The organism is Paenibacillus sp. J22R56 (assembly GCF_056269375.1).
Genome location: NZ_JBWDNV010000011.1, coordinates 115638 through 129660, shown reverse-complemented (window position 1 = coordinate 129660; position 14023 = coordinate 115638). Strand labels below are relative to the sequence as shown.

Here is a 14023-nt window from a genome sequence, read left to right as displayed (position 1 = left end):
GGATAATCGCTCCTTTAATTTGTATTATTTATTGGGACAGCTTCTCAAGATAACTAAACGCTACATGGTCCTGGAAGCTAACCTTATTTTTAATGAAGCCGTTACTGAGCAAAAGCTCCGCCGACTTCTGCTGCGCATCCAGCTCTTCTTGGGTATACACTCGAAGATTAGGGGCTGAGCTTGCAAGCAACGCCTTCACGACACCTGCATCAATCTTCTTCAGATCGGCATAGATCTGAACGGCTTCGTCGGTATTAGCGTTCTGCCAGTCAATGGCTTGTTTGTACACTCTCAAAAATGCTGTGACCAGGTCCGGATTCTTCTCTGCAAACTCCGATCTTGCAATGGCAGATACCGGTGCCGCGATCCCTTCCTCTGCTCCCGCGATAACGGTTGCCTTACCAGATGCCGTTTCCTTTGTCGTGTAAGGATCCCAGGTTACCCACGCATCCACCTTGCCAGTCTCGAACGCAGGTAATGCATCCTCTGGCTGCAGAGCAATAAGATTAACGTCCTTATCACTCAGCCCATGTTTCTCAAGCACCTTCAGCAAAAACACATGTGCCGTCGTACCCTTTGCAACAGCCACTGACTTGCCCTTCAAATCCTCAACCTTTGAAACCCCTTTGTCCTTTGGCACGATAATCGAATTCGCAAGCTTGCCATCACTGACCAGCCCAATGACTTCGAATGGCAGGTTCGCCGACAATCCGGAGATCGTTGCACCATCGCCGAGGAAGGAGAGATCTACCCGCTTCGAGGCAAGTGACTCCAGCAGTGGAGGACCACTCTGGAATTCACTCCAGCTTACCTCTGCATTCAGCGGCCCCAGCTCTTCCTCCAGCCAGCCTTTTTGCTTGGCCAGCAGCAGCGGCGACAATCCGCCGTTAATGGCAACGTTTACGGTAACATGAGGACGATCTGTTGCTTCGGCCGATGGTGCTGCCGCCGAGTCTGATTCCGACTTCTCGTTCGAAGCTTTGCTGTTACTGCCGCAGCCAGCCAGCACCGATACCAGTGCAATAATCGACAACGCCGTAATCGTAAATGTTCGTAACTTGTTTCTCTTCATAAGCTCCATCCCCTTAACCTAAGTTTACTTATCTACTTAATCGGATTTAGAGAATAAAAAAGATTCGATTTCATATCTGCCCCCTGTGATCAGGTGGACGGTTATGAAATCGAATCTCCGGTGAACCAGTCGATTCTTTATTCTCCGTTTGCAACAAACTGATAAACTGATCAATTTGTCATTTGGTGATCCTGATATTATCAGCTGACCTAATTGCTGTCAACCACTATTTTCATATTATTCCAACCCGCTTACTGCGATTACTTAGCAACCAGTCTCAGCATAATGTCGATAGCATGATCGGAAGGCTCGCCAAAGCCGCGATAAGCCCACATCGCCGTATTATGAAACAGCGTAAGCAGGAGTGTCGCCAGCTCCAGAGGGTCACCCGCAGCAATCGTACCTTCCGCTTGACCATCACGCAAAATATCCGCGAGCAGGTCGCGGTTCAAATGAACATTCCGGTGGATCATATCCTTTTCCTCTGGACTTAATACTTCGGTTGCCTGTGCCTGCAGCACAACCCAATACATCGTTCCGGTCCTGCTGCTGTGCATATATTGGCTGATCAGCCGCTTCAGCTTATCAATGACCGTTCCACTGCCGCTCCGTGCCTCCTGTAACAGCTCTGTATACTTCTCTTGCGAGGACAATACCAGGACGAGAAGAATCTCTTCCTTGGATTCAAAAAAATTATAAACATGACCGTAGCTTAATCCCGCTTCAGTCGCGATATCCGATATTTTCGCGACAGCTACACCGCGTTTGGTAAAGACCGAGGCTGCTGCCGTTAAGATCTGATTGCGGCGCAGCTCCCTTTGCTGCTGATCCTTGATGACATTCCGGGCCATAGATTTTGCTCCTTCTACCATGATCCTCTCATGAGGTTCTCATACGCTCACTCCTGTTCACTCCTGATTTCTGTTAGAATGGATAGGCATGAGCAATTAATCGGGGGTTAATATATGGATTATATAATTCTGGACATTGAATTTAACGGACGCAAATTCGCGAGTGACCTTCCGATGGAAGTCATCGAGATTGGCGCTGTACGGCTGAATGCTGACTTGCAGCAGACAGATATTTTTTCTTCCTTAATCAGACCGGTCTACTTTTCCAAGCTGAATTCCTTTATTAAGAAAAAAACAGGTATTCCGCAGGAAGAGATTGATATAGCACCAAGATTCCCTCGTGTCATAGAGGAGTTTATCACGTGGCTGGACCGAGGGGAACCGTTTATCATCATGACCTGGGGCGGCGAAGACATGAAGCGAATTGTCTTTGATACGCGGATGCACAAGATTGATGATGCCTTCTGGCTTTCCGTTGATTCCTTTGATCTGCTTAAAGGTTATCTTCGCTATAAAAATGTTACGAACGACGTCAGCGTAGAAGGCGCTATAGCCGATCTGAATCTGACTTCTGCAGGCAATGCCCATCGAGCGCTCGACGATGCGATCATGACGGCAGATGTGTTCCGGGCGATATTTGATCATCTTGATTTTGACGGCTACAAGCAGAAATACAAGGATCAATACACAAATGCCAAAGAACGCAGACTTGTCAAAAACGCGGTTCGTTCCATGCGTTCTCATAAGACAGCACCATCATGGGAGCTGTTTGTGACCAAGCATCTGGAAGGCAAAGTCATGATGACAGACCCGCGAAAAGAAGCCGAGCTTAAGCAATATTTCGAAGCGGAAGCTGCCAAGCTGCCGCCAAGCATCAATCCGCCTCAAATGTAATTATCCTTTGTAGCTATCGCGCCATTTGAGCAGACGACGTTCCAGCACCCGTACGAGCGAATCTGTTAATTTGCCAACGGCAGCGAACAGGATAATCCCTATAAATACAACCTCCGTACGCATAAACGACCGGGCATCCTGAATCAAATAACCGATGCCCCGATCGGCTCCCATCAGCTCCGCTACAACAAGCACCAGCCATGCAATACTGATGGATAACCGCAGACCAAGCAGAACATTGGGCATCGCTGCCGGAAGAACGAGCCGCAGCATTTGGTTCACCCGCTTGAACTCTAGGACACGTGCCACGTCAAACAGCTTCGAATCTACATTCCGCACGCCAAGAAACGTATTCACATACAACGGGAAAAACGAGCCCAGCGCAATAAGCAATATTTTCGACGTCTCCCCAAATCCGAACCATAAAATAAACAGCGGCGTAATCGCAAGCAGAGGCACGGTACGAATCATTTGGACAGTAGGGTCCACAAGCTCTTCGAACTTGCTGAACATACCCACCGCAAGGCCAAAGATCAGCCCAAGACTGCCGCCAAGCAGGAAGCCAAGCAATGCTCTGAGCACACTAATCTCTAAATGACGGAACAGTTCACCGGACACGACCATTTCATAAAACTCTTTCACAATCGATGAAGGTGCTGGGAACAACATCGGATCCACGATTCCCGTCCCGCTTACATACTGCCAGCTCCCCAGAATGATTAGAGGCAGCAGGCTGCCAAGCAAAAATTTTCTTCCCTTGAAGTCCCCCTTCTTCCTTCTCGTATGAGTGGCCGCAATCGGATTTGCTGTAACTTGGGAAGATGCAACTCCTTTTAAAGCTTCTGTTGTTGGATTAGACATTTCTTTTACTCCTTTCGACACTCCGGTTGGCGCTCCGGTTGTTTCGGCCGATTGCTCCTTGCGGTTTGTTTTTTTGATTAAACGGTTTCTATGGTTAAAAACAAACACGCAATAGTCACACTCGACCGAAACAACCTCCGCTAACAGTTAGAAAACGTAATAGATCGAAACAATCTCCGCTGCTGCTAGATTGTATAAGATTCTTTTTCAGGCTCCTCATGCTCCAACGACCGTAAGATCAGAGTGCGAAGCTCCTGGAACGCAGAGCCTGTTCTTTTTCGAGGAAACGGAAGATCGATAGGCACGATCGTTTTGATTCGGCCGGGACGTGCGTCGAGCACGATAACCCGATGCGAAAGAAAGACTGCTTCATCGATATCATGGGTCACAAACAGCATCGTTGTACGGTTTTCCCGCCATATATCGAGCAGCGCCTCTTGCATATGGCTGCGGGTAAAGGCATCAAGCGCGCCAAATGGTTCGTCAAGCAGCAGCACCTTCGGATTACGGAGTAAGGCTCTTGCAATAGCAACACGCTGGGACATGCCCCCAGACAGCTGCTTCGGATACGCTTTTTCAAAACCTTGCAATTTGACCAGCTTAATCAGCTCATCAACCTTATTCCGGATCTCGGGCTTCCGAAGAGACAAATCTGCGGCAATGTTCCGCTCGACCGTCAGCCAAGGAAATAAACGATGCTCTTGAAAAATAAATCCTTTCTCCTGAGAAGGCTTCTTCACCGGCTCCCCTTCGAGCAGAACACGGCCTTCGATATCGATATCAAGCCCTGCAACAATCTTGAGCAGTGTGCTCTTGCCGCAGCCGCTTGGTCCGATAATCGATACAATCTCCCCTTGATTAACTGTCAGCTTAAGCCGATCCAGAACCGGGACCGCATCTCCTGCGGAGCGGAACGTTTTGCTCACATCTACAATTTCCAATAATGCCGTCGACATAGCCGGCACCTCCTCTATTTGGTTTGTTTTACCCGTACCATCTTTTCCTCATTGGAATAGTAGGATTTAGGGATAAAAAAAAGATCCAATGGACGCAGCCGAAGCCGTCTTCCATTGAATCTCTGGTTCGTCCAGTCGATTCGATCTCATTCTGACAGACTGACATTTTCGTCAATCCATCTCTATTGGTACTGATCATAACGAGAAAGGAAACAACTGTCAATCGTTTTTTCAAGAGGCTCGCAAGGAAAGGCAGGAGTTACAAATTGCTCCCGTTTGCCCTCCTGTAGTAGTATTACATGTTGGGGTTTTTAAACTATTTTAATGCATGGGAGAAGTATCATTCATGAATCGCGCAACTAAGTCTTTCTCCGCCTACGAGCTGCTCTATGTCGTTGGCATTATTGCCATCTCGTTCTCATCAATCTTCATTAAGTGGTCGAGTGCTGAGCCATCGGTAATCGGTATGTACCGCTTGTATCTAACCATTCTTATTATGCTGCCGCTTGCTTGGAAATACCGGCGTGAGCTTATCCAGCATAGTGCCCGCCAGATTTTGCTGTTATTTGCCTCCGGCGTCATGCTTGCTTTGCATTTTCTGCTATGGATGTCATCCCTGAACTATACAACCGTCGCCAGCTCCACGATCTTCCTGGCGCTCGAGCCAGTTCTTGTTATGCTTGGCTCCTACTTGCTCTTTAAGACCAAAACAAACCGGATTATGCTGCTTGGTATGGGCATTGCAATGATCGGCACCGTCATCATCGGCTCAAGCGACCTCGCGTTATCGCAGGAAGCGCTGTACGGAGATGTGTTGTCGATTCTGGGTACTATTGCGGTTGCCATTCATATGCTGATTGGCAAACAACTGCGGAACAATATAAGCGCATTCGCCTACAACTTCCTTGTGTTTGCGATTGCCGCCACAACCCTTGCCATCTATAACCTCATCCAAGGTTTTCGGTTTACCGGCTACAGCTCGCATGAATGGGGTATCTTCCTGCTTCTCGCGATTGTGCCGACCCTCTTTGGTCATTATTTGTTCAACTGGCTGTTGAAATATATGAACGCAACAGCCGTCTCAATGTCCGTACTAGGCGAGCCGGTTATCGCATCGATCCTGGCATGGGCACTGCTGAAAGAGGTATTGACCGCCTGGCAGCTTAGCGCAGGCATCGTAATATTGTTCGGTGTGTGGCTGTTTATGAGGCACGGAAAGGAATAACTTCTTTCCGTGTTAACTGTACGAGGCATAAAAAAAGAGAGGTCGTTTTTAATCACCTTAGAGAGGATAAGCAGAAAATGTATCTCCTGGAAGAGCGAAGCGTCTGCCTTTGTCTCCCCTTTGCTACCTTAGTAAATTGTTCAAGGCAAAGGGGAGACAACAGCAGCGGAAGAAGATACATTTTTTGCGTTCCGATTCTAGGGATTAACTTCGAACTCTCTACCGCGGCAGTATGCCACAACCTCATCATAAGAAAGGTTGCCGCCGAAGATATCCAGCGCGCTGCCGATCGTAATATCAAGCTTGCCGTTAGTCAGACGGCGGAACAACTCCAAATCCTCGAATGACCTGGCGCCGCCCGCATATGTGGTCGGAATTTTCACCCATGCCGCCAACTGCTCGACCAAGCTTTCTAGAATGCCTGTCCGTTTCCCCTCTACATCTACTGCGTGAACAAGGAACTCGCTGCAATACGATTCCAACTCACGAAGATTCGCTTCATTGACCTCAAAGTTACTGAACGTCCGCCATTGATTCGTGACGACATGCCAGCTTCCATCCTTTTGCTTACAGCTCAGATCGATAACAAGCTTGTCCTTACCGACCTCGGATACAATTTTGTTCAAGTTGTCCATGTTGAGCTCGCCATCACGGAAAATATACGAAGTGACAATAACCTGCGAAGCGCCTGCTTCCAGGTATTGAGCCGCATTATCTGCTGTGATGCCGCCCCCAATCTGCAAGCCGCCAGGGTATTCACGCAGTGCTGCTAATGCAGCTTCTTCATTACCGCCGCCAAGCATAATGACATGACCACCTGTCAGGCCGTCCCGCTTGAACATCGAAGCATAATAAGCCGAGTCATGCTCGGATACAAAATTTTCAACGACACGCTGTGGATTGGCATCCAGCGTCTCCCCAACAATTTGCTTAACTTTCCCGCTGTGCAGGTCGATACATGGTCTGAACTTCATGTGATCTCCTCTTTCTCATAATCTGTCCCTTTATTGTAGCAGAATCACTTGGCAGACGTATGCCGCAAAGGCAAATTTTTAGGGACTTCGAGGATGATGCCATATGTTACACTAGTAATACTAGAGATGATAGAGAAGGAGAATACCGTTATATGAAGCTTGTATCTTGGAATGTAAATGGCCTCAGAGCCTGTGTAAATAAAGGATTTATGACGTATTTTAATGACATGGATGCAGACTTTTTCTGCCTGCAGGAGACGAAGCTTCAAGAGGGTCAAATTACGATGGAGCTAGGCGAACAGTATCATTTGTTCTGGAATTATGCCGAGAAGAAGGGATACTCCGGTACGGCGATTTTTACAAAGCATAAGCCTCTTTCGGTAAGCTATGGGCTAGGCGAAGAAGATGATGACAACGAGGGACGGGTCATTACACTGGAGCTTGAAGACTTCTATCTCGTCAATGTGTATACGCCAAATGCAAGACGTGATCTGTCGAGACTTGCGCTCCGGCTTGAATGGGAAGACCAGTTTAGAAGCTATCTCTCGCAGCTGGACGAGCATAAACCTGTTATTGTTTGCGGGGATTTGAATGTGGCCCATCAGGAAATCGACCTGAAAAACCCGAAATCCAACCGCGGCAACTCCGGCTTCACCGATGAAGAGCGGGAGAAAATGACGCGGATTCTGGACTCCGGGTTTATCGATACGTTCCGTTATTTGTATCCGGAGCAAACCGACGCTTACTCCTGGTGGTCCTATATGCCGAAGATCCGGGAACGGAATGTCGGCTGGCGTATTGACTATTTTCTGGCGTCAGCAAGACTCGCTCCAAGCATCGTCGATTCTGGCATCGACAGCCTGATACTCGGCAGCGATCATTGTCCGGTTGTTCTAACTCTCGATTCGAATAAATTTAACGCTTAATATCCCAATTCTCCACATTGATGAACATACCGTAATCCTTTGGCGTTGCGCCGATCACTCTATGATTAACAGCGCCAAGGGCACGAGTGGCATAGATGGACGGCATGGGCACATCTTCTGCCGTAATCTGCTGCAGCCTGCTATAGGTTTGCTTAATCGCCGTTTCCTCCGTCTCCGACTGAAGGGATGACAGCAGTTTATTCACCTCGGGATTTGCATAACCGTTAGGATTCCCTTTTTGCAGAAAATAAGCAATATCCGGCAGCGGATTAACAAGAGACATCGCAACTGTCATGATGCCAAGATCATAGTCTTTCTTGACGAGCTTATCCACCAAGGAAGCAAAATCGAGCATCTGAATATCAACATCGATCCCAACCACCTTTAAATCATCTGCCAGCATACGAGCCGCCTGCTCCAGCGTGCTGTCTCCGGACAAGACGGATAACGTCAAGTTTGTACCGGATTGCCAGCCTGACTCCGCGAGCAGGCTTTTTGCTTTATCCGGATTATATTCCACCTGCTTAACACTAGGATCTACATAAGGGCTATAGCTTGTAAAAAATCCATCCACCGTCTCCCCTGCTCCCCGCAGCAGATTATTTACAATCCTCTCGCGATTAATCGCGTAAGATATCGCTTTTCTTTGCTTCGCACTTGGCAGCACTTGTTCATTGATGTACATCAATTGAGTTGCGATCGATGGCCCGTCGATTGTCGTAACATCAGACAGTGATTTGACCATCCCATGATCTTGAATAGGAATGACGCCAAATGACGGAATGTTCATATCGATCTTCCCATTTTGAAGCTGCGCCGCGATGATTGAGCTAGGCAGCACCTTTACATTTAATTTGGTAATATGCGGCTCGCCTTTGAAATAAACTTTATTCGCTGTCATCTGAACTAGCTTATCCTTTTCATAACTATCCAGCTTATATGGGCCGCTTGTGACGGCTGATTTTTGCACAAAATCACCCTGTTTAATTGTCACCAGAGACTCGTCCTCAAGCTCGGCTTTCGGAAGTGTCAGCAAATTACGGCCAATCGTATCCTGGAAAATAGTTAACGTTGTTGTTGCTTTTGTCTTGATCGTCAAGGTATGTTCATCGACCTTCTGAACTCCGGCTAATTCCGACTGTCCCTTAGGCAAATATCCCTCTGAATCAACACCCTCAATAATCCCAAACATATAGGCATAGTTAGACGCAATATCTCGATTCGTCATAAGCTTCAGCGTATAGATAACATCATCTGCAGTGATTGGCGTACCGTCACTCCATGTGGCATCCTGATTCAGATGAATTGTAAATACAGATTGATCCGTTGTAGTAATGGAATCCGCCAGCATCGGCTTGAACGTCAGATCGTCATCCAGCTCTACAAGTGGCAAATACATTAAACCCGCTATATAAGAAGAGACTTGTCCAGCCGGCGACAGAGGATTTAATGAATTAGGCGAGTAGGTTACTCCAATATTTATCGTTTTTGTATCAGCGGTTGGATGAAAGGTCATCTCTGCCCTCCCGCATGCCGAAAGGATAAGTAATAAGCCTATCAGCAGACTTAATAGGGAGTTCCTCCAGGTATGGCTTCGCATCGCTCATCACTCCTGTCTATTCCCAGCAGTTTCAAATGTCTAACCTATATTTTACCATTCTAATTATTATTGTCTATCTTATCCATTATTCGTGAAACCGATCGCGATAACGGCTTGGTGACTCCCCCGTCCACCGTTTGAACTGCCTGCTGAAGTGTGCAATATTGTTGTACCCAAGCTTGGAGGAGATCTCTTCAATGGTAAGCTCAGGATCCATAAGCAGAAGCTTGGATTTCTTCAGTATTAACGTCGATAAATATTGCCTTGGCGATACTCCAAATGCTCGGGTAAACATACGGTTCACCGAAGAGGTGCTGTAACCTAACGTAACAGCAATAGCTGTTATCCTATCCTTATCATCCAGTTCTACATCCTCCACTGCTTGCTCCAGCAGAGCTGCAACTTGAGAAGCAACTTCCGAACTTCGGGCTCCTGCCGGATCCTGATTGAGCTTGGACAAAGTGCCGCTTATCACAGCAAACAACTCAAATAAAGCCGACAATATATGCATACGGGCTTCCGTCCGCACAACCGATTCCTCCGAGGTTAACTCGATCAGCTTGTCCAATGCAGGACGGATCGCCATCGCAAGTTCACTATCTGAAGGATAAAAGCATCTCGGACTGCGGCAAAGCAGCTCGCGAAAAGAAGGCTCATCCACATCAAAATGGAGACAGTAATACGTCATCTCCTCTCCGCCAATCACTCTGCTTTCATGCCGGTCGCCAGGTCTGAACAGCAGCAGGTCACCTGGCTTTTGTTCATACCGCGTTCGATCAACAATAAACTCCTGCGTTCCGGATAGAACGAGGTTAATTTCGAATATAGGATGCTTATGCAGCGGATAGCTCCATTCCTTGTCAACGGTTCTCCAATGTGCACCAAAGACGCGGAAAGTAGAGTCCATATCAGGGAGCATAAATTCCTTTTTTTGTCGTTCTTTTTGCTCCATTCCAAACTCCTCCAGCATGATGAATCATATCGCTTGATTTGGGTAAATATCTTCTCACTATGGATATTGGATATCCGTTAATACCTTGATAATATATTGTTATCATAACATAACAGCTAATCGATTTAGGTGACGAAGAAGGGTAATTTCTTACTATCCCCAGCCTTTCCATTAGCTTATTTCGTGAACGTTGAGAGGAGAATTTTATCGATATGGCCGTTATTCAGAACCCGATCTTGCCTGGCTTTAACCCTGATCCATGCATTTGCCGTGTAGGCGAAGATTATTATATTGCAGTGTCTACCTTCGAATGGTTCCCTGGCGTTGGGATTTATCATTCAAAAGATTTGAAAAATTGGCGGCTTGCATCTCGTCCGCTGAATCGCCTCAGCCAACTGAATATGATGGGTAATCCGGATTCTGGCGGCGTCTGGGCACCTCAATTATCCTATAGCGATAACCAATTCTGGCTTATTTACACCGATGTGAAAGTGGTTGAAGGAAATTGGAAGGACTGCCATAACTACCTTGTGACTTGCGACACAATTGACGGTGAGTGGTCCGAACCGATCCATATGAACAGCTCCGGCTTTGACCCTTCCCTCTTCCATGATGAAGATGGCAAAAAGTATTTTGTTAACATGCTCTGGGATCAAAGAGTAGGCAATCATCCATTCTACGGCATTGTGCTGCAGGAATATGACGCTGCCAAGCAAAAGCTTGTTGGCAAAGCGGAGATCATCTTCAAAGGAACGGATATTAAGCTGACAGAAGCCCCTCATTTGTACAAGATCAACGGGTACTACTACCTGCTTACCGCTGAAGGCGGAACCAAATACGATCATCAGGCGACCATCGCCCGTTCGAAGGAGCTTCGTGGACCTTATGAGGTTCATCCTGAAAATCCGTTGATCTCGTCGCATGCCCATCCGCGTATTCCACTGCAAAAAGCGGGACATGCTTCGATCGTCCAAACGCATACAGATGAGTGGTTCCTTGTCCATCTAGTTGGACGTCCGCTGTCTCGGGAAGGCCAACCACTGCTTGATCCACGCGGCTTCTGCCCGCTTGGACGTGAGACTGCGATCCAGCGTCTCGAGTGGAATAACGACTGGCCCTATGTCGTTGGCGGCAACAAGCCATCACTGACTATTGAAGGGCCTGACATCGAAGAAGTGGTATGGGCACCTGATTTCCCTGAGAAGGATGAGTTTGATTCAGAAACGCTGAACCTGCATTTCCAGACGCTGCGTATTCCACTTGGCGAGAAAATCGTTTCCTTGAAGGACAACCCTGGCCATCTACGCATCTACGGTAAAGAGTCGCTGACATCGAAGTTCACGCAAGCCTTCGTTGCCCGCCGCTGGCAGCATTTCAACTTTACGGCAGAGACGAAGGTTGCTTTCAACCCAACAACGTTCCAGCAATCGGCTGGTCTCGTGAATTACTACAATACGCAGAACTGGACATCTTGCCAGATCACTTGGCATGAAGAGAAAGGCCGAATTCTTGAGCTGGTTGCCTGCGATAATTTCTCGTTCTCGCAGCCGCTTCAAGGAGCAGAAGTTGTTATTTCAGAAAGCGTGGAATATGTCTATATTCGTGTTGATGTAACGGAATTGACTTACCGTTACTCGTATTCCTTCGACGGTGATCATTGGACGACACTGCCTGTTACCTTCGAATCGCATAAGCTGTCGGATGATTATATCCAAGGCGGCGGCTTCTTCACCGGTGCATTTGTTGGTATGCAGTGTCAGGATACATCGGGTAGTGGGGAATATGCGGACTTCGACTACTTCTCGTATACTACATCGTAGCTCGTCATGACGGGAATTGTTCTCCTTCCGGTTGCTGTTGCCAGTGTGAAACTTTGAATTTACTCGTATTACGAGATTTCACACTGGCAAAGGCAAACGCTGCGCTCCTCCAGGAGAATAACTCCCTCTATTCCTCGTCGATGTCTTTATTTTTTTGGGGGAACAGGTAGAAAGAAAGGACGGAAGTAACCCATGCTCTTGTGGGTTACTTCCGTTCTTTTTTTGTTATATGATTCAAAGAGTAGATGAAAACTTGCAAACTTGAGGATGGTGACATGATGACGAAAGACATATTGAGTGAATTCATTAAACGGCGTGAAGAAGGACGAGCAAAGCAAGATCAAGTGATGTTGAGTGAAGTGCGTGAGCAGTTGTTAGAGCTGCTGTCTGAATATCCGGATGATGCGGAGATTAACTACCAGACAGGGATAGCTTATGATAATACCGGTCTTGGAAATTTGGCTATCCCTTATTATGAGCGAGCTATTGAGCTCGGCTTAAGTGGTGCTGATCTGGAAAGATGCTTAATGGGCCTAGGGAGTACATATCGTTACTGGGGGCATTACGAGAAAGCAGTTGAAACTTTAAGCAGAGGGATGATGGAATTCCCGGATAACCGAGCTATCCAAGTATTTCTCGCTATGGCTCTGTATAATAGCGATAGCTACAAAGAAAGCGTTAAGCTGCTGATTACTAATTTAATGGAGACTACCACTGACGAAAAGCTCCATTATTTTAAACGCGGGATATTGGCCTATAATGAAAATCTTGATGAAAAAGCAGCGGATTAAGACCTGGCTAACGGTTTCTAGTTCTTCATCCGTATGATAAGTTTCCCCTTCACTTCGCCTGTTCCGAAATATCGAAGCGCTTCGACCGCATCGCTCAGCTCATACTGCCGATCAATAACAGGTATGACCTGACCTGCCTCAATAAGCGACTTCCATACCATCTGATCGTCATGGCTTGGCTTATGTATCAGTATCGTTATTTTCTTCTTTTCCAGCCTGGCGATCAGGGGTGCTGCAAGCAATGCCTGAAGAAGACGTGGCATTAGCCCGCCAATCATGACATAGGTACCGCCTGAACTAAGTGCGCGTTTTATTTCGAAGACAGAACGGGTACCTACAACATCGAGAATAAGATCGTATTTCTGTCCGCCAGCCGTAAAGTCTTCTTGTGTATAATCCAGGACCTGATCAGCCCCAATGGAAAGCAGCATATCGCGTTTGGCTGTACTGTCTACAGCGGTTACTTCTGCCCCAAATAACTTGGCATATTGGAGAGCAAATGTACCCACTCCTCCGCCAGCCCCATTAATGAGGACACGCTGGCCCTGCTGTAAATTCCCTTTATCCCGCAGCCCTTGCAAGGCTAGAACGGCCGCTTGAGGAATCGCCGCCGCTTGCTCGAAGCTTATCCCCGTAGGCTTTGAAGTCAACACTTCCTCACTAGCACATACATACTCTGCAAATCCACCCCAGCCGCAGCCAGACAGATCCCCAAATACCTCATCCCCTGGCTGAAAACGTTTGACGGAGTCACCGACAGCGATGATCTTCCCAGCAATATCTGCACCAAGAATCGGAAACCGTGGTTTACGAAGTCCGCCAATACGGTTTATGTACGGTTTGCCGCGGAGGAGATCCCAATCCCATGAATTGACGGAAGCGGCATGGACCTCAATCAGCACTTCATGATCCTTTGGTGCAGGAATCTCTATCTCTTTTATCTGTAGTACATCAGGTGATCCATACGTTTCATAGATCATAGCTTTCATCGTACGAGGTATTTGCTTTCCGGGTAACTCGACAGCCTTTATCTCAACCTTCATAACAGCCCACCTTAGCTTGACGTTTCTAACTTTCTATATATACGTTACCTCCTCCTTA

The 14023-nt window shown here is 47.3% G+C and carries 13 protein-coding genes; 5 read left to right on the top strand and 8 right to left on the bottom strand.

From position 1 onward, the window contains the following. Nucleotides 1-28: 28 nt before the first annotated feature. Nucleotides 29-1072, bottom strand: coding sequence for an aliphatic sulfonate ABC transporter substrate-binding protein (locus AC0YNT_RS25210; RefSeq protein WP_475807079.1), 1044 nt, complete (start codon nt 1070-1072; stop codon nt 29-31). 260 nt (nt 1073-1332) lie between these two features. Then, the gene (locus tag AC0YNT_RS25205) at nt 1333-1923 is read right to left on the bottom strand and encodes a TetR/AcrR family transcriptional regulator (protein WP_475807078.1); all 591 of its coding nucleotides are present in this window, start codon (nt 1921-1923) and stop codon (nt 1333-1335) included. 114 nt (nt 1924-2037) lie between these two features. Between AC0YNT_RS25205 and AC0YNT_RS25200 the strand changes: the two genes are divergently transcribed. Then, a complete protein-coding gene (locus AC0YNT_RS25200) occupies nt 2038-2817 on the top strand; it encodes a 3'-5' exonuclease (RefSeq protein ID WP_475807077.1) in 780 nt (259 codons plus the stop codon). Here the strand turns inward: AC0YNT_RS25200 and AC0YNT_RS25195 are convergent, their stop codons facing one another. Together AC0YNT_RS25195 and AC0YNT_RS25190 are read right to left on the bottom strand one after the other, a co-directional pair. Further along, nucleotides 2818-3678, bottom strand: a complete 861-nt coding sequence (locus AC0YNT_RS25195; protein WP_475807076.1) for an ABC transporter permease — start codon at nt 3676-3678, stop codon at nt 2818-2820. Between the two features lie 185 nt (nt 3679-3863). After that, complete coding sequence (locus AC0YNT_RS25190) at nt 3864-4634, bottom strand: ABC transporter ATP-binding protein (RefSeq protein ID WP_475807075.1); 771 nt, start codon at nt 4632-4634, stop codon at nt 3864-3866. 346 nt (nt 4635-4980) lie between these two features. Here AC0YNT_RS25190 and AC0YNT_RS25185 point away from each other — a divergent pair, with 346 nt between their 5' ends. Then, complete coding sequence (locus AC0YNT_RS25185; protein WP_475807074.1) at nt 4981-5859, top strand: DMT family transporter; 879 nt, start codon at nt 4981-4983, stop codon at nt 5857-5859. A 197-nt stretch (nt 5860-6056) separates the two neighbouring features. Here AC0YNT_RS25185 and hisA read toward each other — a convergent pair whose 3' ends face one another. Beyond that, a complete protein-coding gene (hisA, locus tag AC0YNT_RS25180) occupies nt 6057-6833 on the bottom strand; it encodes a phosphoribosylformimino-5-aminoimidazole carboxamide ribotide isomerase (RefSeq protein ID WP_475807073.1) in 777 nt (258 codons plus the stop codon). A gap of 152 nt (nt 6834-6985) precedes the next feature. Between hisA and AC0YNT_RS25175 the strand changes: the two genes are divergently transcribed. Then, the gene (locus tag AC0YNT_RS25175; RefSeq protein WP_475807072.1) at nt 6986-7759 is read left to right on the top strand and encodes an exodeoxyribonuclease III; all 774 of its coding nucleotides are present in this window, start codon (nt 6986-6988) and stop codon (nt 7757-7759) included. Here the strand turns inward: AC0YNT_RS25175 and AC0YNT_RS25170 are convergent. Next, nucleotides 7749-9275, bottom strand: coding sequence for an ABC transporter substrate-binding protein (locus AC0YNT_RS25170; RefSeq protein ID WP_475807071.1), 1527 nt, complete (start codon nt 9273-9275; stop codon nt 7749-7751). The genes AC0YNT_RS25175 and AC0YNT_RS25170 overlap by 11 nt on opposite strands. Before the next feature lie 169 nt (nt 9276-9444). After that, a complete protein-coding gene (locus AC0YNT_RS25165; protein ID WP_475807070.1) occupies nt 9445-10311 on the bottom strand; it encodes an AraC family transcriptional regulator in 867 nt (288 codons plus the stop codon). Nucleotides 10312-10523: 212 nt separating this feature from the next. Here AC0YNT_RS25165 and AC0YNT_RS25160 point away from each other — a divergent pair, with 212 nt between their 5' ends. Continuing rightward, nucleotides 10524-12131 (top strand): glycoside hydrolase family 43 protein, encoded by a 1608-nt coding sequence (locus AC0YNT_RS25160; protein WP_475807069.1) that lies wholly within the window; start codon nt 10524-10526, stop codon nt 12129-12131. A 275-nt stretch (nt 12132-12406) separates the two neighbouring features. Continuing rightward, complete coding sequence (locus AC0YNT_RS25155; protein ID WP_475807068.1) at nt 12407-12922, top strand: tetratricopeptide repeat protein; 516 nt, start codon at nt 12407-12409, stop codon at nt 12920-12922. Nucleotides 12923-12939: 17 nt separating this feature from the next. On the opposite strand, the gene AC0YNT_RS25150 is transcribed toward AC0YNT_RS25155, so the two are convergent. Continuing rightward, a complete protein-coding gene (locus AC0YNT_RS25150; RefSeq protein WP_475807067.1) occupies nt 12940-13965 on the bottom strand; it encodes an NAD(P)-dependent alcohol dehydrogenase in 1026 nt (341 codons plus the stop codon). Nucleotides 13966-14023 lie beyond the last annotated feature (58 nt).